We start from the raw sequence: 24,767 nt of genomic DNA on the forward strand, positions 1-24,767 counted from the left end.
TTGGGATTTAGTGTTGGGTTGCGGGCTGAGAGGCACTTTCCTGTCCACCGAAACTAAACTAGGCTAGAGAACGGAAGCTTTGCAGGCAGCCGTTCACTCGCCATAAGCTTTGTGCGTTCTGTCCCACGAATATTTTTATTCTTTTCGGAAAAATCCGTTTAATCTCATTCTGTTGGTTGCCAGTCAATTCATTGAATGTTTGGTCATATTTTGTCATTGCCAATTCATTTCTTAACTCGTTATAAACTAACACAATTTGGTCTTGAATCTTCAAGTAAAAGTCGTAGGACGCTGCTTTATCAGCTCGTAAGTTAATTTCGTGATTTGAGCCATTTGCCTTAATAAATTCAGCTAAGGCAATCTTTAGTTCTTCTTGACTTATTTCGTTTCTATTCAAAATAATTTGGTCTTTTTCTGTCAATGTCACCGATATTGATTCGTATTCCGCATTGTCCTCATTCTCATTCGTTTCTAATTGTCTCTGAATCCCCACCTCCGAATTGGCTGTGTATGCAATTGTCAATAGCGCAACTGCTCTATAATATTGATTGTCAAAGTCAGAAGGACCCAAAACACTTATTATAGCTTTAGCAATACTTGATGGTGAAACTTCGTTTTGAGCTGCGTTTTGTATTGCAAGTGTCATTTGGCTATATTTTGAATCAGCAATTGTTGACGAGTCAGCACGTTTGAGCTTTTCCAGACAGTCAATTGAATAAAATTTGTTGGGTGTCAATTTGTAAATGTTCTCAAATCTGTCATGGTCCAAAGTCGTAGGAATATCGTTGAGGTCAGCTATTTCCTTGTAAAAATCAAAATAGGATTGTCCTGCTGAAGATTTAAGTGATTTGCTGCTGATTAAATATTTTTCGAGCTCGTCAAGTTCCTGTTTAATATTGACTTGCTCTGCCTTATAGCTCTTAACTAAACAATCATGAAGAATTGATTCAATTTCATTTTCCAAAGTCTGTCCACAAGAACTGAAAGAAAGAAATAAAGTCAATAGCAGAGCGATCTGTTTCATTGAGTGGTTATTTGTGCTTAACGTTTTCGGGCTTTGCGTTCGGGCGGATTTCGGAGCACAAAACTGTCAATACACCATCCCGTTAGCTACGGGATTGATGCGAGGTAGAATGTTCGATTAACCACTTCACCCGTCATTGAGCCAAACGCCTGATAGCGGTTCGGGCTTTTATTTATATGCGTTAAATATCCCATTCAGCAATTTGTTTAAGTCTTCAATTTCAGTCACTTCTGTCTTTCTTAATTTTTTTCTAAAAGTTTCTTGAACATAGTTTTTATCTGCAATTTCGCCTTGATATTTCTTTTCTTTTTCTTCGAAACCTTTCCATTGAATTGGAATGAGTTCGTTGTTTCTTGTTAAAACATCAACTCCAAAATACATTTCAATTGAGCAAGCGAGTCCATTAACATTCATTTTCTTTTTCCCTGTTGGTCCAACTGTTGGATAATTTTTGGCTATTGTGATGTCAGGATATTTTAAAATTCTAATGTTTGGTGGAACTGTCTTGGAAGTCAACTTTTTCATCTCTTTAAGACCTGCTGTGTCATTGTCAAATAGAGCAATTATTGGGTGCTTCACATTAGCCGCTGCAAATGATGTAATTAATTTTACCAATGCTGATGCACTGCTTTCCACCTTGTACTCGTCAAAATCTATAAAGTGATAATAGTCTTTTAAATGCGGATATAGTTTTTCAATGCTTTTAGAGATAAATTCAACGTCTGATTTACCTTCTGTTAGGATGATTATTTTTTCGTAATCTACGTTTTTGCTTGGTTTTCATCTACCCAACCGCCATCTATTACATCAGTCAAGTCATACTCAACAAAATCATTGTCAGATAAAACGCTCAGAATTGAATGTAAATGGCTGTCTAATGAGAAACCATAAATACCCAATTCACCCGATGTCAAACTTTCCCTAAAATTTTCATTTAGTTGGTCATAAGTTATTTCCTTAGAGTCTATGATGCTTTTAATTTCAGCAAAATACTGGTCGTAAGTTATGCTACTTAGAGAGAAATTGTAAAAGCCTTCTTGTCGAGATATTTTTTTTCCTTGTTGAAAGTCCTTCTTTGCTTTTTTAGAAGATGCACCAAAAATTTCTAAACGGTCTTTGCAAACCTTAACCGTTTGTCTATAACCTTTGAATTCAAAAGTCCCTTTTTTGTTTTCATATGCATCTCCCCAAACCAAACGATTTCTTGTTGAATATTTTCTTTTTTCACTGATAAAGTCGTCTGGTAGGAAAAGTGAATTTACAATTTCTGGGTAATACCAATTCTTGTTGCTAAAAACTGGATAATCTGCAAAAGTTATTTCTGAAAAAGACCCCATTTATAAATTCTGTTTGTCGTTGTTTTGTCGGTTTTATTGCCCACAAGTTACTTTTTAACACACTTTTATGGTGCTTATTCCTCCAAATTCGGGGGATAAATGCACCATTTTCACTTTAATCTTTCAAAATCCCATTTTTCAGCATGGACTCCAATACTGAAGTTCGATCAGCTTTCCTTGTTTAAAAAGGAAGAAAAACCCATCATCAGAATGTGTGAATCGACCTCCAAGACAAAACAACTCCTCCTCTTCCCGTCCATAAATTTGGATGGGTTCAGCATTCTTTCCCATAAAGTCTTCTCCCTCGGCTTGGGTGCTTTTGCCACTAAATTCCGCTTCCTTAAAGTAAACCCATTTTATTTGCCCTTCCTGATCAAAAATAACCCGATCAGCTAAAAACCGACCATCCTCAGCACTCCCGATCCAAGTGATTTGTGGATAAATAAACTGGTAATATGTTTTCCCTTGTTCCTCATTAGAATGGAAGCCGCATTCGTAGTCTGTGGGACTTCTTTTGATCGGCCCGTATTTTTCAAAAATACTTTTTAGCCCCTGCTGCCTAAAAGCCAAGCCATCCACATAAATGTATTCGCTCAGGAAAGTCTTTTCATGTTGAACCAAGACAAGCGCAGGAAGCCAAATCAAAAGAAAGAATACCCTGATCATTTTTCTTCTTCCAATTCCACAATCACCTCGATCTCAACCGCAATATTATTAGGCAAAGCGGCAACGCCAACAGCAGATCGAGCATGTTTTCCCTTTTCGCCAAATACCTCCACCATCAGATCCGAAAAGCCATTGATTACGGCAGGATGTCCGTTAAAATCGGGTGCCGAATTCACCATGCCCAGCACTTTGACAAATTGCTTAATGCGGCTCAAATCTCCCGTAGCCGCTTTGAGTACCGCGAGGATTTCCAGGCCAGTTTCCCGGGCAGCCTGATAACCTTCCTCGGTAGTCAGATCCGCACCCACTTTTCCAAAGACGTCAGGGCCATTCCCCGCAAGATAAAGGACATTTCCAACCTGCTTCCATTTGACATAGTTGGCCATGGGCTGGCTTACCTCCGGAAGGTCCAAGCCGAGGGCTTTGATTTTTTCTTCGGGACTTTGTGCCCAGGAAAATTGAACAGCTCCCAAGAGCAAGAGTAGAAAAACGAGATTTTTTTTCATGGAATTGATGGTTGATGAAAACTAATCTAGCAGAAATTATTGAAATTTGACTCATCAAACCAATTATACCCATGCTTGCAGCAAAAATTCTCCCCTTTAGCGCCGAGCTTCAACCTCATTTTGAATCCATCAACCGGGAATGGGTAGAAGCGCTTTTTGCGATTGAGCCTTTTGATTTGGCACAATTGAAAAATCCCCAAGAAACTATTATCGATCCAGGCGGACTGATCATTTTTGCGCAGCTAGGAGAGGAGATTGTGGGAACGGTAGGTCTGGCAAAAGTCGATGAGGAGACTTTTGAACTCATCAAAATGGGAGTGAAAAAATCCGCTCAGGGAAAGGGAATTGGATTGATTTTAGGCCAGGCGATTTTGGAAAAGGCTAAGGAAATGGGCGCCAAAAAGGTCGAGCTATATACCCACACCAAATTGGCATCAGCCTTGAAAATTTATCGAAAATTAGGGTTCCGAGAGGAAGTACCCGAACCTGGAAAATACTGTCGCTGTGATTTGAAGATGGTTTTGACGTTTTGATTTGTAAATAGTGTAGTACCCGCTTCCTGCGAAAATTTCTGAATCAAATTAATTCTGCTATTTGTGTCTAAACCAACAATCCTCCCGTGTTGATTCGTAACATTTGAATCTAGTATTAACCGGAAATCCATGGATGATTTGATCAGCAAATTGGGTTCGCATCACAAAATTGAACGCGCCCATATCTAGGGTATATGGAGTTTTGTTGGTGACAGTGTAGGTGCTGTGAATCCGGCTTAGTTCCTGCATTAGCTGAACCATTAACTCTATTTTTCCTCCGATTATACCACAGTTTAGCAGCGGTTGATTTTTATTTTTTTCCTCAAAATCTTTAAACTCGGGAATGAGATTCCGGAGATGATTACTGTGCTCATTCATCCAGGGATTATCCAGAATTTCCTCTTCATCCCCGCAAAATATCGAATCGGAATTTTCATCATAAAAGGGAACATCAAAAGGGTTTTTCACCACCTCGACATCGGCAATATCGGTAAAAAACACATTTTCAAGCTGATTTTGGTATTTTTTTAAAAAGTCAACATAGACCAAGTATCGATAGGCATTTGCGCTGAGGGGCGTGTTGAAATCTACCGCCACAAATTCGATCCCTGTCAGTTGGTTGGCGCGGATAGTTTCTTCGGAAAAGGAATTGTGAAAGACGACACCTTTTAAATCCAGTGATTGAATAGAGCGGCACCATTTTTCGATCAGTTGAAAATTGTCCCCCTGCAGCATTTCACTTCGATTGACATCGTAATTCCCCGTAAAAAGCGAAGCACAAATTAAATTCCCCCTAAAATAAGCCATAGGTTAGGGTTTGAGCAGACGGTTTTGTTTGCTTCGTGCCGTGATGCTGTCGGGGATGTTTCGATAGTAAATGTAGGTGCGGCTATCCAGTTTTTTAACCCGATATTTTTTTGAGGCATTTTCATAAAAAAACGAATCGGCAGAATATCGATTTTCAAAATGGATGCTTTTGAACACCTCTTTTTTCCCAAAAAGCGTAGCAAAAAGGATACAATCATCCACATGGATATTCTTTTTTAGGTCGTATTTATCCGCTACGAAATAATCTTCCAAACTCGAAACGACCGTTTCGGTAAGCGATGAAATCAAATCCGCATGATTCATCTCCTTGAGACAGGAAGAGAGGTGGTTTGGCTTATATTCATCATCCGAATCGATGATGGTAATGTATTCCCCTTTGGCAAAATGAACAGCCCGGTTTACGGCGATGGATTGCCCGACATTTTTACTGCGGATATAACTGATCTTTTCTTCATTCGCTTCACAGTATGCAATGATCTTTTGACTCAAATCCAGATTACTTCCATCATCAATCACCAAAAGTTCGAAGTCCCTGAAGTCTTGGACCATCACCGAGTCAAGCGCCCTTTTTACCAATTCAAATGGCGTATTATACACTGCCATCAAAACACTTATTGTCACCGTAGACACCATTATTGAAATGATAAATTTCGTTTACCTCAGATTATACCTGCAATTTCCACTTTTTTGACCAGTTAATATGGTTATCAGGCAAATTTTATTTGGAAGTTGAGTCTAATTTCTAAATCATAAGAGCTACAAAAACTGGTGATTGATTCTTTTGAATTTAATTCATTGAGCTGAAATTCAAATAGTTCCATAACTGATTTTTATCAGTTTATTCGGTGATATCCCTCAGGGGAAAGGATAGAATTATTTTTGAGATTTGCCATGAATCAAAAAGACCTAAGCCATGAAAACTATCGTTGTTCCTTTCGACTTTTCGCCTTATTCACTTGCCGCATTAAAGACCGCGCAAAAAATCAGTAGCAAATCAGGCGCTAAAATCATCTGTGTCACCGTAATTCCCTCCGAAATTGATTACGACAAACTTTCGGATTCCGCAAGACAAAAATACAGTGAACTGCGGGAAGAAAAAGAGGAAGCTGAGCGGATTTTGCCGGATTACATCCATGAGGTCGCTCCAGCAAAAGCAGATATCATTCAGGAGATCCGAATTGGCGTTCCCTATGAATTGATCCTTAGGGTCGCCGATGAAAATCAGGCAGATCTGATCGTAATGGGTGCCTACGGCAAAGGGTATACTCCGGGTAAATTTATCGGCTCGACTATTCAGAAAGTCCTTCGAAAATCAACCGTGCCCGTATTGGCTGTCAAAGAAGCCTTGGATGGAAACGATTTCAGAAAATTGGCTTTTGCTTCCACTTTTCACCCCGGAGCTAAAGTTGCATTCGATAAAATCAAATCTTTGGTCAAGACATTTAAATCGAGTACCCATTTAGTCTTTATCAATACTCCTACAAAATTCACCTCGTCTGCGGAAGTCAAGGAAGGCATGGATCGATTTCAGTCTGGAAATGAGGAAATCGTCTTTCATCAGCACACCTACAATGATTCAGAGGCAGAGAAGGGCATCATTTCTTTCTGCAAAGAATCCGGAATCAAATGGCTAGCGGTGGTCACCGGAAACCATGATAAAAGTCCTTCCTATCTGATCAGCACGACTGAAACTGTGCTTTTCAAAGGAGATTTAGGCGTGTTGAGTGTGAAGGTTTAGTTTCTTACTTTTCAAAGTAGATCTAAAAAGGAGCTGTCTCAAAAGTGAAGTTTGTCACATTGAGCACTTGAGAGACGAGAGACTCGAAATCGAAGCGTCCTCGTACATTCAGACTCCCGTCTTTCGGGTGCTCGGACTGACCCCAATTTTGTGATATTAAGCATCTTTGTCATTGGTAGCACTTGAGGGACGAGAGTCTCGAAATCGAAGGGTCAGGCTGACATTATAGCGATTTATGAGACAGCCTCTTTTTTGGTGAAGAAAAAATAAAGCATTGGATTAACCTGAAAAACGAAAGGATTTACCAGAATCGGAATCGCTTTTCGTAGATGCGATCTCTGAAAATCCAGTTTTGGAAAATATCTCTGGAGAAGTGGATTTCTAAGCCCACATTGACGGTCATATATCCATCGTATCGATGACGAAGGCCCGAACCTCTACGAACCCTTCCATTATTCCGAAGGATTTTGTCCACATCGGGCATGCCATTGTCATCTAGAAAATCAGGGTTTCGAATTGCTAATCTCAATCGATCTGGATTATTACCCGAAACATAATCATCGACTAGATCCAGGTAAAACTCACTGACATTATAGGCCGAAATATCATCCATGTAATCGGTCAAAGTGAAGCGGTAATTTCCCTCAAAAATCAAATCCATGTACACATTTAGCTTATACTTAAAGCCCAAGCCCATGGGGAAAACGGTGATATAGCGTTCGTAGGGATTATTTTCGAGTTGAAGGGGTCGCAGATCCCGCCAAACTCCGTCAAGCTTGGCTTCAGGATTATTGGTGGACATGCCGATCCCGAAGAAAATATAAGGGTTCCAAAGCGGACGGTGAATATTGGGGACTTTGACCGGATGCCAATAGTATTCGATAATTCCGGTCATTTCCCAGTTTTGTGCTCTGAAATGCAAATCTCTAGGTGTCCGATAGGCTCTTGGGTCGGAGGGAGGATCCTGTCCGGACATCTTGTAATAGGAAAATTCCCCACGAGCTCTCAGATGCGTGCCAAACGTATAATGAAAAGCGATGTTGGCATTCCAGTCGGGCTGTACGCCTTCATTGTATTTCCAAAAAGAATAAAGTTCTCCGAAATATTGGGTAGGACCCAAGCTGGCAGAGAAAGACCAAGGCTCCTCAAAGCGGTAGCGGTAGAAGCTTTGGGAGAAAGCATCAAGGCTTAAAAATAGAAAGAATGCAAGGAGTAACTTTTTCATTTTCAGGCTGTCATATCGACAGCAAGCGGATATCTGCGAAAATTAACTTAATTCTTTAAATTTTCAAACCCGGATCGAAGATGAAGGTCATGCTGAGGAAAAGGAATCTCCACACCCGCATCTTTGAACTTTTGAAAAATGGCATAATAAAGCTGGCTTTTCAGTACGACCGGCTTGTTGATATATTCCGAGGTCCACACCCGCAAAATAAAATTGATGCTGCTGTCACCATATTCTGTCAATAATACGTCCGCTTCTGGCATGCTCAGCACACCTTTGTTTTCTTTGGCTACTTCCAGCAAAAGCGTTCGGATTCGCTGTGGTTCTTCCTTATAAGCTACTCCCACCGGAAAATTAAATCTGACCATCCGATCACTGTGCGACCAGTTAATCACTTGGGAGTCAATAAACTGACTGTTTGGAACGATGATGGTAATGTTGTCATTGGTCACGACCATCGTAGCCCGGGCTGATATTTTGATCACATCTCCGGTGACATCGCCTACTTCGATTCGATCACCTACTTTGATGGGTTGTTCGAAAAGAATGATTAATCCACTGATGAAGTTGTTTGTGATATTTTGAAGACCAAAACCAATACCCACACCGATCGCACCAGCCAAGACTCCCAGTGCACTGAGGTCGATTCCGTTAGTCTGTAGAATGGTGAAAACACCAATGATGATCAAGAGGTATTTGACCATCATTCCAATCGACTGCTTGGTGCCTACAGCCAAGTCGTATCGGGAAAGAATCCGGTGAACGAGTAATTTTCGGATCCATTCTGAAATAATAAATAAAGCAACAAATGAAAATATCAGCGCCAGAAGCAATCCAAGTGTCAGATGAGAATCTCCAAGATGGAAAAGGCTCAGGTTCATTACATCCTCCAGCCAGGCAATCAAACCGGATGAATTTTCAGTTGAATTATTTATTGAATCGTTTTGCATGAAATATCGCAGGACATTATCGAAATTTGATCCTAATAATACTTAAAAAAGTACAGCCTAAACCCATCAAATTTCAAAAAGTTTTGGTATTCGGTATATTATTTTGTTTTCCGATGCTCAAACTATCGCTTTTGAAATTTTTGATTGAATTTAGTTAATTTTGTAAAATGAGTCAGAAAAGAGAAGAATTAGAGCATCGTCTCAAACTCCGAAATATCAAGCCGGGAGATTACGAGGATATCCGAGAAATCATGATGTCCATTTACCAAGACAAAGGAATGGCTTGGACTCGGCAGGAACTTAAAAACCAACTCAAAGCATTTCCCGAAGGGCAGATTTGTATCGAGGATAACGGCAAAGTGGTTGCGGCTGCGTTCAGCTTGATTGTGGACTATACCCAATTCGGGGACAATCACACCTATGATCAAATTACGGGTTACGGAAAATTTGACACCCATGATCCGGAAGGGGATACCCTCTATGGTACCGACGTATTTGTCCATCAGGAATATCGCGGAATGCGTCTAGGAAGGCGATTGTATGATTCTCGAAAGGAACTCTGCGAAAACCTAAACCTCCGATCCATTATTGCCGGTGGCAGGATTCCCGGCTATGCCAATTATGCCGAGGAAATGACCCCCAGAAAATACATCGACTTGGTCAAAAACCGGGAAGTTTTTGATCCGGTACTTTCCTTTCAGCTGGCTAATGAATTTCACGTCAGAAAAGTAATTACCAAATATTTGCCGGAAGACAAGGATTCCAGAGCCTATGCGACTTTACTCGAGTGGATTAATATCTACTACGAAAAGGATGAAAAGCTCATCGGAAATAAAAAATCCATCGTCCGCTTAGGTTTGGTGCAGTGGAAGATGCGTCGCTTCTCCAATGTAGATGATCTGATGCAGCAGGTGGAGTTTTTCGTCGATACGATATCCGGATACAAATCGGATTTTTGTCTGCTTCCGGAGTTTTTCAATGCTCCGCTTTTGGCAGAATTTAACGACATGGATGCTTCCGAAGCGATCCGTAATTTGGCGGATTACACCGATGAAATTGTCAGCAGGATGAGTGATTTGGCGGTATCCTACAATGTCAATATCATCGCTGGCTCCATGCCCGAATATGATGGAAAAAAACTCCGAAATGTCTCCTACCTCTGCCGAAGAGACGGGACACATGGAAAACAGTATAAACTCCACATTACCCCCGACGAAGCCTCTTATTGGGGACTTCAGGGAGGAAATGGGATCCACGTATTCGAAACTGACGCCGGTAGAGTAGGGATATTGATCTGCTACGACGTAGAATTTCCCGAGTTAGGCAGAATCCTCGCCGAGCAAGACATGGATATTTTATTTGTTCCCTTTTGGACAGATACCAAAAACGCTTTCCTTCGAGTCAATACCTGTGCAAAATCCCGCGCAATAGAAAATGAGTGCTATGTCGCCATTACCGGTTCGGTAGGTAATCTTCCGAAGGTCGAAAATATGGATATCCAATATTCCCAGGCGGCCATTTACAGTCCATCGGATTTTTCATTTCCCCATGATTCCATTGTGGCGCAAGCTTCAGAAAACGCAGAAACGACCATCGTTGCGGATGTGGATTTGGACTTATTGACCAAGCAACGAAAAGCAGGAAGTGTACGAAATCTCGAACAACGTCGATTAGACCTCTATTCAATCCAATGGAAACAGAAAAAATAATTCAAGCGTACTTCGCCGGAGTTTCAGAAGAGGTCTTAATCAAAGCAGCCAAAATCAAACTTTTAATCACTGATGTGGATGGAGTGCTGACCGATGGTGGAATCATTTACGATGACCTCAAGACCGAGTACAAAAAATACAATGTCAAGGACGGGCTGATCGTTCAGCACCTTCGGAAAGCCAGAATCATGGTCGGGGCAATCACCGGAAGATCTTCTCCCGTGGTCGAAAATCGCTGTGAGGAACTCCGCTTTGATTTTCACTATCATGGGATCAAGGATAAAGGGAAAAAACTCCTGGAGCTTTTGGAGACCCTTGAGATTCAGCTCGATGAGGTAGCTTATATCGGAGATGATTTGATCGATATCCCTGTGATGAAAGAGGTAGGCTTAGCGGTAGTTCCCCTAGATGCTTTGGAATATGTCAAGCCGATGGCTAACTTTATTTCAAGGTTTCCCGGTGGAAAAGGGGTTTTTCGAGAGACTGCCGATTTGATTTTGTTTGCCCAGGGAAAGCTTTCGGGAATTATCCAATCCTATTTATATTAACACCATGATGAATAGAAATACCATCCCTATGAAAATCACCGAAAAGGTGATTTTGGGAAGTGAGCGTCCAGTTTTGTTTTCAGGTCCATGTGCTGTGGAGAGCTATGATATTTGTATCGAAATCGGTACAAAAGTGAAAGCCTGGGCTGCTGAAAACGGCTTTGATTATGTGTTTAAAGCTTCTTTTGACAAGGCAAACCGAACTTCATCCGGGTCTTTTCGCAGTATAGGAATGGATAAAAGCTTGGAAGTGCTTCAGCGAGTAGGAAAGGCCTTGGAGATTCCTTTGGTGACAGATATTCATGAAAGTTATCAGGCTGCGGAAGTGGCCGAAGTGGTGGATGTTCTGCAGATTCCTGCATTTTTATGTCGTCAGACGGATTTGCTTTTGGCAGCGGCAGCGACTGGTAAAGCCGTAAAAATCAAAAGAGGCCAATTTATGGCTCCTGAGGACATGCAGTATGCGGTCAAAAAAGTACGAGAAGCTGGCAACGACAATGTCTGTTTGACCGAACGCGGTTTCTCGCTTGGCTATCACAATTTAGTGGTAGATATGCGTGGACTTCCGATTATGCGACAGTTTGCTCCGGTGGTTTTTGATATCACGCACTCAGTGCAGCAACCTGGCGGACAGGGTGGTAGCAGTGGAGGGCAGCGGGAATTTGCCCCAATTTTGGCAAGGGCGGCAGCTGCGACGGGAATCGACGGGTTTTTTATCGAGACCCATCCTGAACCGAGCAAGGCACTCAGTGATGGGCCTAATTTGATCCCATTGCATCGGATGGGGGATTTTCTGTCGATGCTGAAAGAATCTTGGACATTGGGTAGAAAATACCAGAATTTTCAGGTAGAATAAGTGATGCGTTTTATCCTCCTGCTTTTCTTCTTTCAATTAGGGCCATCAGGTATTTATGCCCAGGAAGAAAAGTCAGGAGTACCAGACTATTTTTCTCAGAAAATACTGATTTTAAGCTCAGAGGAACGCGCAGAAATTGTTAATCTTTATGCAACTAGAAATTTTGAGCCCATTTGGTTGACAGATGGAATTCCCAACCCTCAAGCGATCGCTTTAAGAGAAATCATTTCCCAGGTTCATTACGATGGATTAAATCCCAAAGATTACGGATTGTCCAAGATCGATTTTCTGTTGGCAAATTTGCAAGTGCGGAACTCCCCCAGTGGTCCGGGACTAAAGGAAGAGTTTGAAGGGTTTATGACCGCTTCTTTTTATCGGCTTATCGATCATCTTCTTTATGGAAAAGTGAATCCTACACAGCTCTCCGGCATTTGGGCGATCAACAAAATCAGAGATCCTCATGAAGTCATTTATTGGCTAGAAAAATCTATTGGAGATCCTTATTTGAATCTTACCTTGAATCAGGTACGACCCAAGAATCCCATGTACCGTAAGGGGAGGAGATGGATGATGGATTTGGAGAAAGAGCTTGATTCAAACCCGGAGGACTTTAGGGAACTATCCCTGAACAAAAATCTCAAACTAGGGGATAAGAGTGCTGAGATCTCTGCGATTTTAAAGCGGCTTGCCGAGATGGGTTTTTATGACTTGCATTCCCAGGATTCCAGTTTGACTCAATATGATTCCTCGGCCTGGACTGCAGTCAAGAAATTGCAACGGGAATTTGGATTGGAAGATGACGGGATTATTGGAAAGCAAACGATGGCCGCATTGAATACCAACCCAAAATCAAAGATGAAGCAAATAGCTGTCAATCTAGAACGAATGCGATGGATTCCGGATGAGGCATGGCAGGGACAACGGATTTTGGTAAATATTCCGGAATTTGAAATGACATTTTTTGATGGGATAGACTCTCTTTTTTCCTCTGAGGTGATTGTCGGGACGGTTCAAAATCAAACTCCTATTTTCACGGCACAGATGAGTTATTTGGTATTTAGTCCGTATTGGAATGTACCCGAATCCATCACTCGAAATGAAATCATCCCCGCAGTCAAAAGAAACCGCAATTACCTGGATCGGAATAAAATGGAAGTGGTTACTTCTGCTGGGAGAATAATCAATCCGACATTAGTAGATTGGTCCAAACGGCCATTTCCCTATCAAATAAGACAGAAACCAGGACCGCATAATTCCCTGGGTTTGGTGAAGTTTATGTTTCCCAATCCTCATCAGGTTTACATTCACGATACACCCGCCAAGCAGCTTTTTTTTAAATCTTACCGTGCCTTTAGTCATGGCTGTATCCGAATGCGGAAACCCCAGGAATTTTCGGCTTTCCTTCTTCGGGATGATTCGAGTTGGACGACTGATAAAATCCGAGAGGCTATGTCACGGGAGCGGGAGCTGGAAGTAAGGCTGACCAAACCGATTCCCGTTTGGGTTTTATATTTTACGGTAGGTATGGGTGCACAGGGACAGCCCGATTTCAAAAACGATGTCTATGGACTAGACGAGGAGGTTTGGGAACTTTTGCAAAAATAATCAAGGCTGCAAAAGAGGCGGATTTTGCAAGTAGGATTGATCATTTCCATAAATCAAAAGCAAAGAACCATCCTTAATCAGATCGATTACCTCTGCAGAAAGCTCAGAGGGCAATGCCGGACAGCCCAAACTTCTACCGAGTCGACCGGTGGCTTTGGCAAATTCCTCGGTAGCATAATCGGCCCCGTGAATCACGATGGCCCGATTTCTTGCCTGATCATTCACTCCTTTTTCCAAGCCATCCAGGCGCAGGGAATAGCCATGCTTGCCGTGGTAGGTTTCAGCGGTTTTGTAAAAACCCAAGCTACTTTGATACGATTCCGGACGATTGGAAAACTGCGTTGCCATGAGTTGGCCGGAATTTCTTCCGTGAGAAACGACCGAATGCAGCAAAACTTCTCCTTCGATGGGATTAATCACCCAGAGACGTTTGGCGGTGGAAGGAAGACTAAAATCAATAATCACCAGATTGGGATTTTCCAGTTCTTGATGGAGTTTTTGATATCCCTTTATGGCCATTTCCAAAATAGCTGAGTTGGGCACATCGGGGTAATGGGATTTTAGTCGCTCATAAAGAGAAGCGTCCTTTTTGATGGAGGTTTCTGAATGGATTTCTTCAGTATTGGAAGAAGATTTTGACGGTGTATTGCTGAGTGTAAGCAATAGGATCAGTGAGATCAGGTGGATAATTGGCATAGGGCGATTTTAGTGGGTGATAATTCTATTGCCAATAAGTGAACTATCAAAGGCCTAGAATTCGTTCAATCAATGAAAAAAAAATCACCTTGGGCAAAAAACCAGATTGACTATTTTTGCAGAAAAATTTAAGTAAATAAATAATTGAATAGCAGGAGTTTGAAAAAATTGTTTAAAGAAAAATAAGATTAATTAAACAAAACTTAAAAAACTGCTGTTCCAATTCCTGATGAAAGTATCCGTATTTCGAAAAGAACATTTTAACGCAGCACACCGACTCCACAATCCTTCTTGGTCAGCAGAAGAAAATCAGGCAGTTTTTGGCAAGTGCAATAATGCCAACTATCATGGGCACAATTACGATTTGATCGTGCAGCTCCGTGGGGAAATCGATCCAAAGACTGGATACGTTTATGATATGAAGGTCCTCAGTGATCTGATCAAGGAAAATATATTAAATAAATTTGACCACAAAAACCTAAACTTGGATACCGATGAATTCAAAGATCTCAACCCTTCCGCTGAAAATATTGCAGTGGTTATTTGGAATATTCTGAGGGAAAAAATTGATCGGAAATTCGAATTAACAATTCGACTTTATGAAACAGAAAGAAACTATGTTGAATACGATGGGAATTGATTTAGCCCGCGCTTCCTTCGAAGAGATCGGAGAAGAGCATGTTGGAACCTCCCTTGAGACTCCGCTTAGAGAAGATGCCTTTGAGATGGATGATGAGCTTAAGGTTGAGCTAATTGAAAAACATTTTCGCGAGATCATGCACATTCTCGGGCTGGATCTGACTGATGACAGCTTAAAGGGAACGCCTCATCGTGTTGCAAAAATGTATGTCAAAGAAGTTTTTGCGGGATTAAATCCCAAAAACAAACCGGCTGCAAAGCTTTTTGAAAACAAATACAAATACAGTGAAATGTTGGTCGAAAAAGACATCACGTTTCACTCCCACTGTGAGCATCATTTCGTACCCATTTACGGAAAAGCACACGTGGCCTATATATCCAATGGAAATGTCATCGGACTTTCCAAAATCAATCGAATCGTGCAGTATTACGCGCAACGTCCACAAGTTCAGGAGCGCTTGACGATGCAGATCGGGAATGAACTCAAAGAAGTATTGGGTACAGATGACGTGGCCGTAGTGATGGATGCTTATCACATGTGTGTGAGTTCTAGAGGTGTCAATGATACCAATAGTTCTACGGTGACTTCATTCTATTCTGGCAAATTTGAACGGGATGAGCAGTCAAGAAATGAGTTTATGAAGTATATCAGTTTGAAGAAATAAAAATTTTAAATAGACTAAACCAACTCATAAAAAACCGGACTTTTCGTTCGGTTTTTTTGTTTGCAGTCCAAACAAAACACCTAGTTAGATGCTTTATTCTGTATGGAAAATAAGAATATGAAAGGTAAAAATATAGTAGTTATCGGAGGAAATTCAGGAATCGGAAAAGCGCTGGTTTCACTCTTGGAAGCTCAGGAAGCTAATTTGTTTCTTTATTCAAAAAGCGGTGAAGGTACCACCAAATTGGACATCACAGCGGATTTTGAGGAAATGCCAAATTTACCGGAAACTGTAGACGGATTGGTTTACCTTCCTGGGACAATCAATTTGAAGCCTTTTCATCGAATTTCACTTTCGGATTTTCAGCAGGAATTAGAGGTGAATTTTTTAGGGGCAGTCCGCGTGCTTCAGCATTGTATGAAAGCCTTGAAAAAATCGGATTCACCTTCGGTGGTCTTATATAGTACGGTGGCAGTACAGACCGGGATGGGATTCCATGCTGGCATTGCCTCGGCAAAAGGAGCAGTAGAGGGATTGACTCGCTCACTCGCTGCCGAATGGGCTCCGGCCAAAATCCGGGTCAACGCCATTGCGCCATCCCTGACGGATACGCCTTTGGCCGCCTCGCTGCTTTCGACTGAGGACAAAAAAGAAGCCAGCAACAAACGACATCCCCTCGGTAGGTTCGGTAGTCCCGAGGATATCGCAAATGCTACGGTATTTTTGCTTTCAGAGTCTTCTTCTTGGATGACAGGCCAAATCATCCATTTGGACGGCGGTATGTCCAATTTGAAATAAAATTCAAAACAATTTTAACTAGTTAATTGTAATTACATAGGGTACGGTCCCGAGAAGATAGCGTTGTGAATATGAAGACACCACCTGAATCATTCCTGCTTTTTAAGGAAGAGTTGAGGAAAGCCCAACTGGAAAAAGAGAGGCTCAAGAAAGACTATGAAAATAAACTCGCTGACGTCAACCAAGAACTTGCCAGGCTGAAGGAACAAATCAGATCTCAGCAAGACATGATGCGTACGACACTTGAATATGCTTCAAATCTTGAAGTTCGATTGGAACAATTCAAAGACGAGGTAAATCGATTCGAAAATCAGCGTAAAAAATCCATATACTAATTTCCATCATCTTGCCATGAACGAAACTTTCTATCCATCCGAAACGCGAGATTTTGAACTTGCTTTCGAAGAGAAATATACCCGGGCATTAATCAATCCTGAGAAAAAAATTGTGATTTGCGAGCTATTGGCAGATTACATCCCCATTGAGGACTTCAAGGAGGCTTTTCACCGCATCGGAGATATTGTAAAAGCCGGAGACTACGAAAAATTTATTTTTGACAAGCGATCCCTTCGTGCTTTTCATCAGCCGACAATGGAGTGGTATTTTATTCATTGGAAGCGAGAAATGCTCGATTATGGGATTAAAACCCATCGAAAAATCCTTCCTGATGAGAAGTGGTTTGAAAAAATGGTGCAAATCGCCAAAGCCCAAATTCTCCAAACCTACCCGGATAATATCATCGATCAATTGGATATCAAATACTGTGATTCGATCGAAGAGGCCATTAATATATGATCAAATATTTCTCCAAAGATTCCATCTTGGAATCTGATTCATTTTTCAGAAGAAATCTGATTAACTGTCTCTCTGGTTATAAAAGTTTGAATCTGATCGGAACTCAGGATTCTACCGGAAAAACCAACCTTGCACCTTTTTCACAGGTATTTCACATCGGTGCATCGCCGCCTTTGGTTGGGATGCTGGTTCGTCCACATACAGTGAAGAGAGACACCTTGGAAAATATACTGGAAACTGGATTTTTCACTTTGAATCAGGTAACTCCCGAGTTTTACAAAGAAGCGCATTGGACCTCCGCACGATGGGAAGGAAGTGAGTTTGAGGGCACTGGTCTGAAGCCTGAATATTTCGAGGATTTTCCAGCTCCTTTTGTTAAAGACAGTCCAGTGAAATTGGGTTGTAGTTTGGTGGAAACTCAAACACTTAAAGTCAATCAAACGATCCTGGTGATAGGTAGTATAGATCATATTTTTGTGGAAGAAGAAGGGCTGAGGACGGACGGGTCATTGGATTTGAATGTCTTGGAAACGGTAACTGTTTCAGGATTAGATGAGTACCACGTGGGGAAAAAGCTTGCTAGATTAAGCTATGCCAAATCCGATCGTGAAGTTGAAGAGATCTAAAATTTGCTTAAAAGTTTTAGCTAATTTTTTGAACTGATCTACAGAATGACTTTTTTAATGAAAAACTTTCGGCGATATGAGAAATTTTATCTTTTTGGCGGTACTTGGTTTTTGGATGATTTCCTGTGGGACTTCTGATCAAAATACCAAAGAGGAAACAGATCGAGTTCCCGAACTGACTTTGGTAGATAGTATGCAAATTGACCGTTTGGTTGTACCAACTTTGCTAGATTACAGTGAGGACGGGAAGCATTTTTTGTTTTTCGATTTTCAAAGTAATGAATTGATTTTAACCGATCCTTTGGGAAAAGTGTTGATTTCCACAAACCGCTCTGAGGATGGCCCGAATAGTTATAAATCAGGTTATTTTTCAGCCTGTAGATTTGTAAATGGAAACCAAATTTTGGTTGATACCTATGCGGGTAGTTTTTTGTATGATTTTGCATTTAATCTGATTGATTCCAAACCGGCCAAAATTCAAACGATAAGTCAAATGTTAGGGGATACACCGGGTTTCGTAGTGGACGAAAATTATCAATTCAAGTTTGGCTATTTGGAGTCAGATCTTGATCAGATCCGTGTGGATGATCAATTAAAAATGGATGAATATGATTTTTTGAAAGTCAGCAATGCTGATGGAGAAGTGAAGTTTTCTTCCCAAGTACCTCGCTCTGTCAATTACATTCAAAAGCCCGGACAATACATGGGCTATGATCCCATTGCTAAAATTAAAAATGATCGAATTTATTTACAGTTCATGCTGACTCCTGCGATCTACACCTATAGCTTTCCAGAACTCGAGCTTTTGGATTCTATTAATTTAGATCCGGGTGAAAATTTCCGGCCTACTGAGCCGGCACCCGAACAGGAAAATTTCGGGATATTTTTCGAAGATCTTAAAGGGTCACGCTATGAAAACTTTATCTTTTCCAATGATTACCTGCTTACCTGGTATCTCAAAGGAGCTCCTGATGAAGAGGTGGATGCACTTGATCGGCGTGTGGTGGGAGATGAGAAATATCAGGCCGTAGAGAAGAAGTACAAAACCCCCGTTTACCAGATTTACAAAGAGAAGGAGAAAATTTGGGAAGGGGAGTGGCCCATCAAACTTAACGTAAAAAAAGACCTGTTGTATTCCGTAAATGCCAAACCCGGAGAAGATCCCAATTCGGTGGAGCGAGATGTGCAGACCTTTTATTTTTATGAACTCCGATAAACCTTTTTGGCTCAGAGCAGTGATGATAGAAAGCCGACCGAAATGAAACTACTTGAGCTCACCGACTCTGGACTTTTTTGTCCTCCTGCGGGGATTTTTATCGATCCCTGGCGACCTGTGGATCGGGCAATCATCACGCATGCGCATTCGGATCATTCTCGCTGGGGGATGAAGCATTATTTGGCGCATCATGATTCGGCCGAAGTGATGAAACTCCGATTGGGTGCAGAGATCAGTTTAGAGACAGTAGATTATGCTCAGACGATTGAAATGAACGGAGTTAAAATTTCCCTTCATCCTGCCGGTCATATCCCGGGATCTGCTCAAATCAGATTAGAATACAAAGGAAAAATAGCCGTAGTCAGCGGAGATTACAAAGTAGAAAACGATGGCTTATCCGCTCCTTTCGAACCCATCAAATGCCATGAATTTGTGTCGGAATGTACCTTTGGATTGCCGATTTACAAATGGGAGCCACAGGTAGAGATATTTGATCAAGTGAATTCTTGGTGGAAAGAAAATGCCCTAGACGGACGCAATTCGGTGCTTTTCGCTTATTCTTTGGGCAAAGCCCAGCGAATTTTAAAACATCTCGACCCGAGCATAGGGAAGATTTTTGTCCATGGAGCGGTCTGGAATACGAACCAAGCTTTGCTGGCAAATGGGATAGCAATTTCGGATGTTCTAAAAGTAACTCAGGATACATCCAAAAGTGAATTTAAAGGGGCGATGATTATTGCTCCGCCTTCTGCCTTTGGCACTCCATGGATGCGCCGGTTTTCTCCCTATCGAACGGGAATATGTTCGGGTTGGATGGCCGTGCGTGGAACGCGGAGGAGACGGGCTGCCGATCGGGGATTTGTGCTTTCTGATCATGCCGACTGGGAGGGTTTAATACAGGCTATCGTGGCCACAGAAGCTGAAAAAGTATATTTGACCCATGGAAGCACAGCTTCTTTTGGACGATTTTTGCAAGAAGAAAAAGGAATTGACGCCGTTGAGCTTCAGACGCTTTTTGGGGCAGAGGAGGTGGAGTAATGAGCGTTATTTGAATGCCACAGCATATTGGATTTTGCCCAGGCCTCTGTCTCCACAGGCCACTCTCGAAATTTGAATTAACCAAGCCATTTTTTTTGAAAAATCGGTGCTGTAATGAATGGTTCATCATCTGTGCAGTTTCGGTTAGTAGTGACACAGACCGAGGCTTTAGGACAAAAACCGGGGGAAGGAGTTGATTTTAAAATCAATCCGATATCTCCAGTAAAATACTTCAAACCCAAAAAACACTATCTTCATACTTCTCAACCTCTATTCGCTATGAAGAATTTTCTAGGATTTCTACTGCTAGTTGTTTTTGCTTTTTCTTGCACTGAATCTCAACATGAAAAAGAAATCAGCTCCATAGAAACCGTTACTGGGCCCATTTCGATCGACTCTCTGGGCTTGACTTTGATTCATGAACATTTGTTGGTGGATTTTATCGGAGCCGACTCGGTAAGTTTGGATCGATGGGATCGGGATTCAGTGGTCCAGAAAGTACTTCCTTATTTAATGGAAGTAAAGAAATTTGGCGTAAAGACCATTTTGGAGTGTACTCCTTCTTTTCTGGGTAAGGATCCAATTCTTCTTCAGCAACTAAGCGAAAAATCCGGAATTCAAATCCTTACCAACACAGGATATTATGGCGCGGTTGAAGGAAAATATTTACCAGCTCATGCCTTTAGCGAAACGGCAGAGCAACTTTCCGAGCGATGGATAGCAGAATTGGAAAATGGAATAGGGGAAACCGGCATCAAACCGGCTTTTATCAAAATTTCGGTCAATGAATCCGAACTGCTTTCCCCGATTGATCAAAAACTGGTTAAAGCTGCAGGGCTGACTCATCAAAAAAGTGGCTTGACGATCGCCTCGCATACTGGAACTTGGAAGACAGCCGCACAAGAGGTGACAATTCTTCAGGAAATGGAGATTGATCCTTCGGCTTTTGTCTGGGTTCATGCACAGGCAGAGGAGGATTTTCAAAATTACCAAAGAGCCGCTGATTTGGGTGTTTGGATTTCGTTGGATGGAATAGGATGGAGGCTTACTCCTTACGTGGACCGCTTGATTTATGCAAAAGAAAATGGGTTTTTAGACCAAGTTTTGATTTCCCATGATGCAGGTTGGTATGATCCTTCCCAAGCGGGAGGTGGGGAATTTCAGCCTTTTACGAATATTTTTGAAGAGCTGATTCCCATCCTCAATGAAAGGGGATTTAGCAGGGAAGACTGGAATCAACTTTTAATTGAAAATCCTAAGCAGGCATTTGGAGGCGGTTTGTAAATTTATTTTACTCCTTGGCCAAATCTAATTTTATAAGACGCATTAAAATACCATTGGATCTTAATTATTGAAAATCAGTGTCTTTTGATGTTTTGCCTGTCAAAAATCTGAAACTCCACCAAATTTTCTTTGCCAACCTTTACCAAACCATTCGTCCTGCTTACCTTTGCGCATGGCAGAACAAATTTTGATCCTAGATTTTGGCTCTCAGTACACCCAACTCATCGCCCGAAGAGTTAGAGAGCTAAACGTTTATTGTGAAATTCACCCCTTTAACAACCTTCCGGAGATTACAGATGACATCAAAGGAATTATCCTTTCCGGCTCTCCGTGCAGTGTACGGGATGAAGGTGCTCCAGACTTGGATTTAGATAGTCTTCGTGGGAAATTACCCATCTTGGGCGTTTGCTACGGTTCCCAACTTTTAGCCCAGAAATACGGAGGGGAAGTTTTGCCATCCACAATCAGAGAATACGGCCGAGCCAATCTTGATCATATTGATTTGCATCATGATTTGCTGAAAGAAATGACCCATGGCTCTCAAGTATGGATGTCTCATGGTGATACCATTAAAAAATTACCCGAAGGATTTGAAGTAATTGCCAGTACCTCTTCGGTAGAGGTTGCCGCTTTTAAGATTGAAGGGGAAAAAACCTACGGAATTCAATTTCATCCCGAAGTCACCCACTCCACAGAGGGGAAAAATCTATTGAGAAACTTTGTGGTCGGCATCTGCGGTTGTGCGCAGGATTGGACTTCGGATGTATTTATTGATGCTACCGTGGCCGAACTGAAGGAAAGAATTGGTTCGGATAAGGTCGTGATGGGACTTTCCGGCGGAGTGGATTCTTCGGTAGCTGCAACGCTGATTCATCGAGCAATTGGTGATCAATTGACCTGTGTATTTGTGGACAATGGATTGCTTCGCAAAAATGAATTTGAAGAAGTGCTTCATTCCTACAAGGACATGGGCTTGAATGTTATCGGAGTGGATGCTAAGCAGCGATTTTACGATGCCTTGGCGGGAGTTTCAGATCCGGAGACGAAGCGAAAGGCAATCGGCAGAGCATTTATCGAGGTGTTTGATGATGAAGCGCATAAAATCGACGGTGTCAAATGGCTAGGTCAGGGGACGATTTATCCAGATGTGATCGAATCCGTTTCCGTCAAAGGACCTTCAGCGACGATCAAATCCCACCACAATGTGGGCGGCTTGCCGGATTTTATGAAATTATCGGTGGTAGAACCACTCAATACCTTATTCAAGGACGAGGTACGGGAAGTGGGACGAGCTTTGGAGATTCCGGAAACTATCGTGGGAAGACATCCATTCCCCGGTCCTGGATTGGCGATTCGTATTTTGGGAGATATCACTCCTGAGAAGGTGGCGACCCTGCAGGAAGTCGACCATATTTTTATCCAAGGTTTGAAAAACCACGGACTTTACGATCAAGTCTGGCAGGCAGGAGCGATTTTGCTTCCTATTCAATCAGTAGGAGTGATGGGTGATGAGCGAACGTATGAGCGGGTGGTTGCTCTTCGTGCTGTGGGTTCGGTGGACGGAATGACCGCAGATTGGATTCATTTACCTTACGAATTCCTAGGAAAAATGTCCAATGAAATCATCAATCGGGTCAAGGGAGTAAACCGTGTCGTTTATGACATTTCTTCCAAGCCACCGGCCACAATCGAGTGGGAATAAACTTAAATTAATTTTGAACCCGGAGATACTTCTTCGGGTTTTTCTTTGGTTAGGGTATTTCGGCCCAAACTTTGGGTTTGGAAATAATGGTTTAAATTTGCCTACTCTGTAGTGATATCCCCTTATTCATGCACAAAATCGTCTTTTTACTCGCCTTATTTTTAGTATCCGCACAGCTTACCGCTCAAAACTTACCGGAAGGGTATGAGCGGGGCAAAGTTCTGCTCAATTCGAGAAGGTATGTCGAAGCGATTTCGGCTTTTGAGCCATTTATGAATTCGGATGAATATGGAAACCTAGCCAATTATGCGAAGTTTTATGCGGCTACTGCTGCTTTGGAACTCAATCGCGTGGAAGATGCTATTGGTTGGCTTCAACCCTTGGCTTCCTCATCTTGGACTAATCAAAATGAGTCCAAGTTTTTGCTGGCTCGAGCCTACTTTCAAAACCAACAGCGAACTGAAGCCCTTCGACTAGCCTTAGAGCTTCAAAAAACAGATTTTAATGAGCCTACTCAGGATATGGTTTATGACTTTTTGGTTCAGAGTAGTACGGATTTTATGACCCGTAATATTCGGGAATTTCAAGACATTCCTGGATATAGAGCAGCTTTAAGTACCGTTTTGAATCAAAAGAATGTACTTTCCTCAGATGAGCGATCGCTATATTATGAATTAAAAGGAATGGGAATTACCGGTACGGATCAAAAAACTCAGGATGGGATTCTTGATTTAGTGGTGATTTTGCCATTTACAGATGTGAGTAATTCCAGATCCAGAAATTTGGATCCAAGTTCGTTTACCTATGAGTTATTCCAAGGGATACGATTTGGAGTCAGTGAATTGGAAAAAGAAGGAATAAAAGTCAATCTTATGAGTTTTGATTCCAAGCGGGATTTGGCTCATCTTCGAAATATTCTGGGTGATCCGGCCATCGCTCAAGCGGATTTGATTATCGGGCCGATATATCCGGATGAAGCAGACTTGGTCAGTGCCTTTGCCGAAAATGCAAAAATCGCCTTTGTCCACCCCCTTTCCAATCTGGGAGATCGCTTTGAGGATCGGGAATATAGTTTTTTGTTTAGGCCTTCTGTTGAGGATCTTGTCGATGGAGTAGTGAGCAATCTGAAAAGTAGAAATTGGGGCAATAAGGTGGCTATCGGCTATTCGGGCAGTACCCGAGATGTTCAGATGAGTACTTTATTGGAGGAAAAATTATTGCAGGAAGGCTTTGATATGGTGGGTAAAGCCGAGCTTAATCCGGCAAATGCCGCAAAATTTTTAACGCAATTGAGAGTGCTTCCAAGCCGGGACAGTGCTGATGTAAGAGCTAATCAGATAATTTTCTTATCCGATGATCCGGCGATAGCTCAGCCTACCCTTTCCTACATCGAGTCAGTGACCGCTGAGGTGCCGATTTTGGTCATGGATTCATGGTTGGGTTTCAACTTTGCCAATTATGAAATGCTTGAGTTTCCTAATTTCTTTTTTATCTCCAATAACACCCCGAGGTTTGATTCAGAAGAAATGGAAGATTTTCGAACCGATTTCTACAGTCGCTATTTGACCTTTCCTTCCATTAATGCCATTTTGGGCTCTGAGCTAATCTATTGGGTGGGGGAGAATTTCAGCAATACAGATAGACCCCTTAGAGAGAATTTTATTCAAAGCGAATTTTTACCCGGTAAGTTGACTTGGGGCTTCGATTTTAGTAACAGCAATTACAATCAATATGTGCCTGTTTTCGGGATGGAAGCAGGTGAATTAAAACCTATTAATTAATT

General features: G+C 41.8%; 27 protein-coding genes. 17 read left to right on the top strand and 10 right to left on the bottom strand.

Annotated elements, in window-relative coordinates:
• Positions 1 to 58 precede the first annotated feature (58 nt).
• The 5 genes from BM043_RS02240 to BM043_RS02260 form a co-directional block, all read right to left on the bottom strand.
• The gene (locus BM043_RS02240; protein ID WP_092788601.1) at positions 59 to 1,024 is read right to left on the bottom strand and encodes an ExbD/TolR family protein; all 966 of its coding nucleotides are present in this window, start codon (positions 1,022 to 1,024) and stop codon (positions 59 to 61) included.
• 168 nt (positions 1,025 to 1,192) lie between these two features.
• The gene (locus BM043_RS02245; protein ID WP_143071021.1) at positions 1,193 to 1,660 is read right to left on the bottom strand and encodes a hypothetical protein; all 468 of its coding nucleotides are present in this window, start codon (positions 1,658 to 1,660) and stop codon (positions 1,193 to 1,195) included.
• A gap of 125 nt (positions 1,661 to 1,785) precedes the next feature.
• Positions 1,786 to 2,361: a HEPN/Toprim-associated domain-containing protein gene (locus BM043_RS02250; protein WP_092788603.1), complete on the bottom strand. Its 576-nt coding sequence runs from the start codon at positions 2,359 to 2,361 to the stop codon at positions 1,786 to 1,788.
• A gap of 138 nt (positions 2,362 to 2,499) precedes the next feature.
• On the bottom strand, positions 2,500 to 3,027 hold the full coding sequence (locus BM043_RS02255) for a hypothetical protein (protein ID WP_092788604.1): 528 nt from the start codon (positions 3,025 to 3,027) through the stop codon (positions 2,500 to 2,502).
• On the bottom strand, positions 3,024 to 3,533 hold the full coding sequence (locus BM043_RS02260; protein WP_092788605.1) for a RidA family protein: 510 nt from the start codon (positions 3,531 to 3,533) through the stop codon (positions 3,024 to 3,026). Before BM043_RS02260 ends, BM043_RS02255 begins: the two co-directional genes overlap by 4 nt.
• 71 nt (positions 3,534 to 3,604) lie before the next feature.
• Between BM043_RS02260 and BM043_RS02265 the strand changes: the two genes are divergently transcribed.
• Entirely contained in the window at positions 3,605 to 4,066 is a 462-nt protein-coding gene (locus BM043_RS02265; RefSeq protein WP_092788606.1) for a GNAT family N-acetyltransferase, read from the top strand.
• Between the two features lie 57 nt (positions 4,067 to 4,123).
• On the opposite strand, the gene BM043_RS02270 is transcribed toward BM043_RS02265, so the two are convergent.
• On the bottom strand, positions 4,124 to 4,873 hold the full coding sequence (locus tag BM043_RS02270; protein ID WP_143071022.1) for a hypothetical protein: 750 nt from the start codon (positions 4,871 to 4,873) through the stop codon (positions 4,124 to 4,126).
• A gap of 3 nt (positions 4,874 to 4,876) precedes the next feature.
• Positions 4,877 to 5,497, bottom strand: coding sequence for a glycosyltransferase family 2 protein (locus BM043_RS02275; protein WP_245752897.1), 621 nt, complete (start codon positions 5,495 to 5,497; stop codon positions 4,877 to 4,879).
• A 310-nt stretch (positions 5,498 to 5,807) separates the two neighbouring features.
• Here BM043_RS02275 and BM043_RS02280 point away from each other — a divergent pair, with 310 nt between their 5' ends.
• Positions 5,808 to 6,632 (top strand): universal stress protein, encoded by an 825-nt coding sequence (locus tag BM043_RS02280; protein WP_092788609.1) that lies wholly within the window; start codon positions 5,808 to 5,810, stop codon positions 6,630 to 6,632.
• Between the two features lie 301 nt (positions 6,633 to 6,933).
• On the opposite strand, the gene BM043_RS02285 is transcribed toward BM043_RS02280, so the two are convergent.
• Together BM043_RS02285 and BM043_RS02290 are read right to left on the bottom strand one after the other, a co-directional pair.
• Entirely contained in the window at positions 6,934 to 7,857 is a 924-nt protein-coding gene (locus BM043_RS02285) for a hypothetical protein (protein ID WP_092788610.1), read from the bottom strand.
• 47 nt (positions 7,858 to 7,904) lie between these two features.
• Positions 7,905 to 8,807: a mechanosensitive ion channel family protein gene (locus tag BM043_RS02290; RefSeq protein WP_092788611.1), complete on the bottom strand. Its 903-nt coding sequence runs from the start codon at positions 8,805 to 8,807 to the stop codon at positions 7,905 to 7,907.
• A 167-nt stretch (positions 8,808 to 8,974) separates the two neighbouring features.
• Between BM043_RS02290 and BM043_RS02295 the strand changes: the two genes are divergently transcribed.
• The 4 genes from BM043_RS02295 to BM043_RS02310 are packed head-to-tail and all read left to right on the top strand — an operon-like array spanning position 8,975 to position 13,525.
• Positions 8,975 to 10,516: a bifunctional GNAT family N-acetyltransferase/carbon-nitrogen hydrolase family protein gene (locus BM043_RS02295; protein ID WP_092788612.1), complete on the top strand. Its 1,542-nt coding sequence runs from the start codon at positions 8,975 to 8,977 to the stop codon at positions 10,514 to 10,516.
• Positions 10,498 to 11,064: a KdsC family phosphatase gene (locus tag BM043_RS02300; RefSeq protein ID WP_177188406.1), complete on the top strand. Its 567-nt coding sequence runs from the start codon at positions 10,498 to 10,500 to the stop codon at positions 11,062 to 11,064. Before BM043_RS02295 ends, BM043_RS02300 begins: the two co-directional genes overlap by 19 nt.
• 7 nt (positions 11,065 to 11,071) lie before the next feature.
• Entirely contained in the window at positions 11,072 to 11,920 is an 849-nt protein-coding gene (gene kdsA / locus BM043_RS02305; RefSeq protein ID WP_092788613.1) for a 3-deoxy-8-phosphooctulonate synthase, read from the top strand.
• 3 nt (positions 11,921 to 11,923) lie between these two features.
• Entirely contained in the window at positions 11,924 to 13,525 is a 1,602-nt protein-coding gene (locus tag BM043_RS02310) for a L,D-transpeptidase family protein (RefSeq protein WP_092788614.1), read from the top strand.
• Here the strand turns inward: BM043_RS02310 and BM043_RS02315 are convergent, their stop codons facing one another.
• Positions 13,526 to 14,221: a murein L,D-transpeptidase catalytic domain family protein gene (locus tag BM043_RS02315; RefSeq protein WP_092788615.1), complete on the bottom strand. Its 696-nt coding sequence runs from the start codon at positions 14,219 to 14,221 to the stop codon at positions 13,526 to 13,528.
• Positions 14,222 to 14,450: 229 nt separating this feature from the next.
• Between BM043_RS02315 and BM043_RS02320 the strand changes: the two genes are divergently transcribed.
• The 11 genes from BM043_RS02320 (at position 14,451) to BM043_RS02370 (ending at position 24,765) form a co-directional block, all read left to right on the top strand.
• Positions 14,451 to 14,861 (top strand): 6-pyruvoyl trahydropterin synthase family protein, encoded by a 411-nt coding sequence (locus BM043_RS02320; RefSeq protein ID WP_092788616.1) that lies wholly within the window; start codon positions 14,451 to 14,453, stop codon positions 14,859 to 14,861.
• Positions 14,821 to 15,525, top strand: a complete 705-nt coding sequence (gene folE, locus BM043_RS02325; protein WP_092788617.1) for a GTP cyclohydrolase I FolE — start codon at positions 14,821 to 14,823, stop codon at positions 15,523 to 15,525. Before BM043_RS02320 ends, folE begins: the two co-directional genes overlap by 41 nt.
• A gap of 117 nt (positions 15,526 to 15,642) precedes the next feature.
• Positions 15,643 to 16,323 carry an SDR family NAD(P)-dependent oxidoreductase gene (locus BM043_RS02330; RefSeq protein WP_092788737.1) on the top strand — a complete coding sequence of 227 codons (681 nt, stop codon included), beginning with the start codon at positions 15,643 to 15,645 and terminating at the stop codon, positions 16,321 to 16,323.
• A 71-nt stretch (positions 16,324 to 16,394) separates the two neighbouring features.
• Complete coding sequence (locus tag BM043_RS02335; protein WP_092788618.1) at positions 16,395 to 16,658, top strand: hypothetical protein; 264 nt, start codon at positions 16,395 to 16,397, stop codon at positions 16,656 to 16,658.
• Positions 16,659 to 16,674: 16 nt separating this feature from the next.
• Positions 16,675 to 17,118, top strand: coding sequence for a hypothetical protein (locus BM043_RS02340; protein ID WP_092788619.1), 444 nt, complete (start codon positions 16,675 to 16,677; stop codon positions 17,116 to 17,118).
• Positions 17,115 to 17,744 carry a flavin reductase family protein gene (locus BM043_RS02345; protein ID WP_092788620.1) on the top strand — a complete coding sequence of 210 codons (630 nt, stop codon included), beginning with the start codon at positions 17,115 to 17,117 and terminating at the stop codon, positions 17,742 to 17,744. The genes BM043_RS02340 and BM043_RS02345 overlap by 4 nt, the downstream gene beginning before the upstream one ends.
• A 76-nt stretch (positions 17,745 to 17,820) precedes the next feature.
• The gene (locus BM043_RS02350) at positions 17,821 to 18,960 is read left to right on the top strand and encodes a hypothetical protein (protein ID WP_092788621.1); all 1,140 of its coding nucleotides are present in this window, start codon (positions 17,821 to 17,823) and stop codon (positions 18,958 to 18,960) included.
• Between the two features lie 42 nt (positions 18,961 to 19,002).
• A complete protein-coding gene (locus tag BM043_RS02355) occupies positions 19,003 to 19,998 on the top strand; it encodes a ligase-associated DNA damage response exonuclease (RefSeq protein ID WP_092788738.1) in 996 nt (331 codons plus the stop codon).
• A gap of 114 nt (positions 19,999 to 20,112) precedes the next feature.
• A complete protein-coding gene (locus tag BM043_RS02360) occupies positions 20,113 to 21,282 on the top strand; it encodes a phosphotriesterase family protein (protein WP_245752899.1) in 1,170 nt (389 codons plus the stop codon).
• Between the two features lie 172 nt (positions 21,283 to 21,454).
• Positions 21,455 to 22,984, top strand: a complete 1,530-nt coding sequence (gene guaA, locus BM043_RS02365) for a glutamine-hydrolyzing GMP synthase (RefSeq protein ID WP_092788622.1) — start codon at positions 21,455 to 21,457, stop codon at positions 22,982 to 22,984.
• A gap of 128 nt (positions 22,985 to 23,112) precedes the next feature.
• The gene (locus BM043_RS02370) at positions 23,113 to 24,765 is read left to right on the top strand and encodes a hypothetical protein (RefSeq protein WP_092788623.1); all 1,653 of its coding nucleotides are present in this window, start codon (positions 23,113 to 23,115) and stop codon (positions 24,763 to 24,765) included.
• Positions 24,766 to 24,767 lie beyond the last annotated feature (2 nt).

The organism is Algoriphagus hitonicola, from assembly GCF_900113375.1.
GTDB classification, from domain to species: Bacteria; Bacteroidota; Bacteroidia; order Cytophagales; family Cyclobacteriaceae; genus Algoriphagus; species Algoriphagus hitonicola.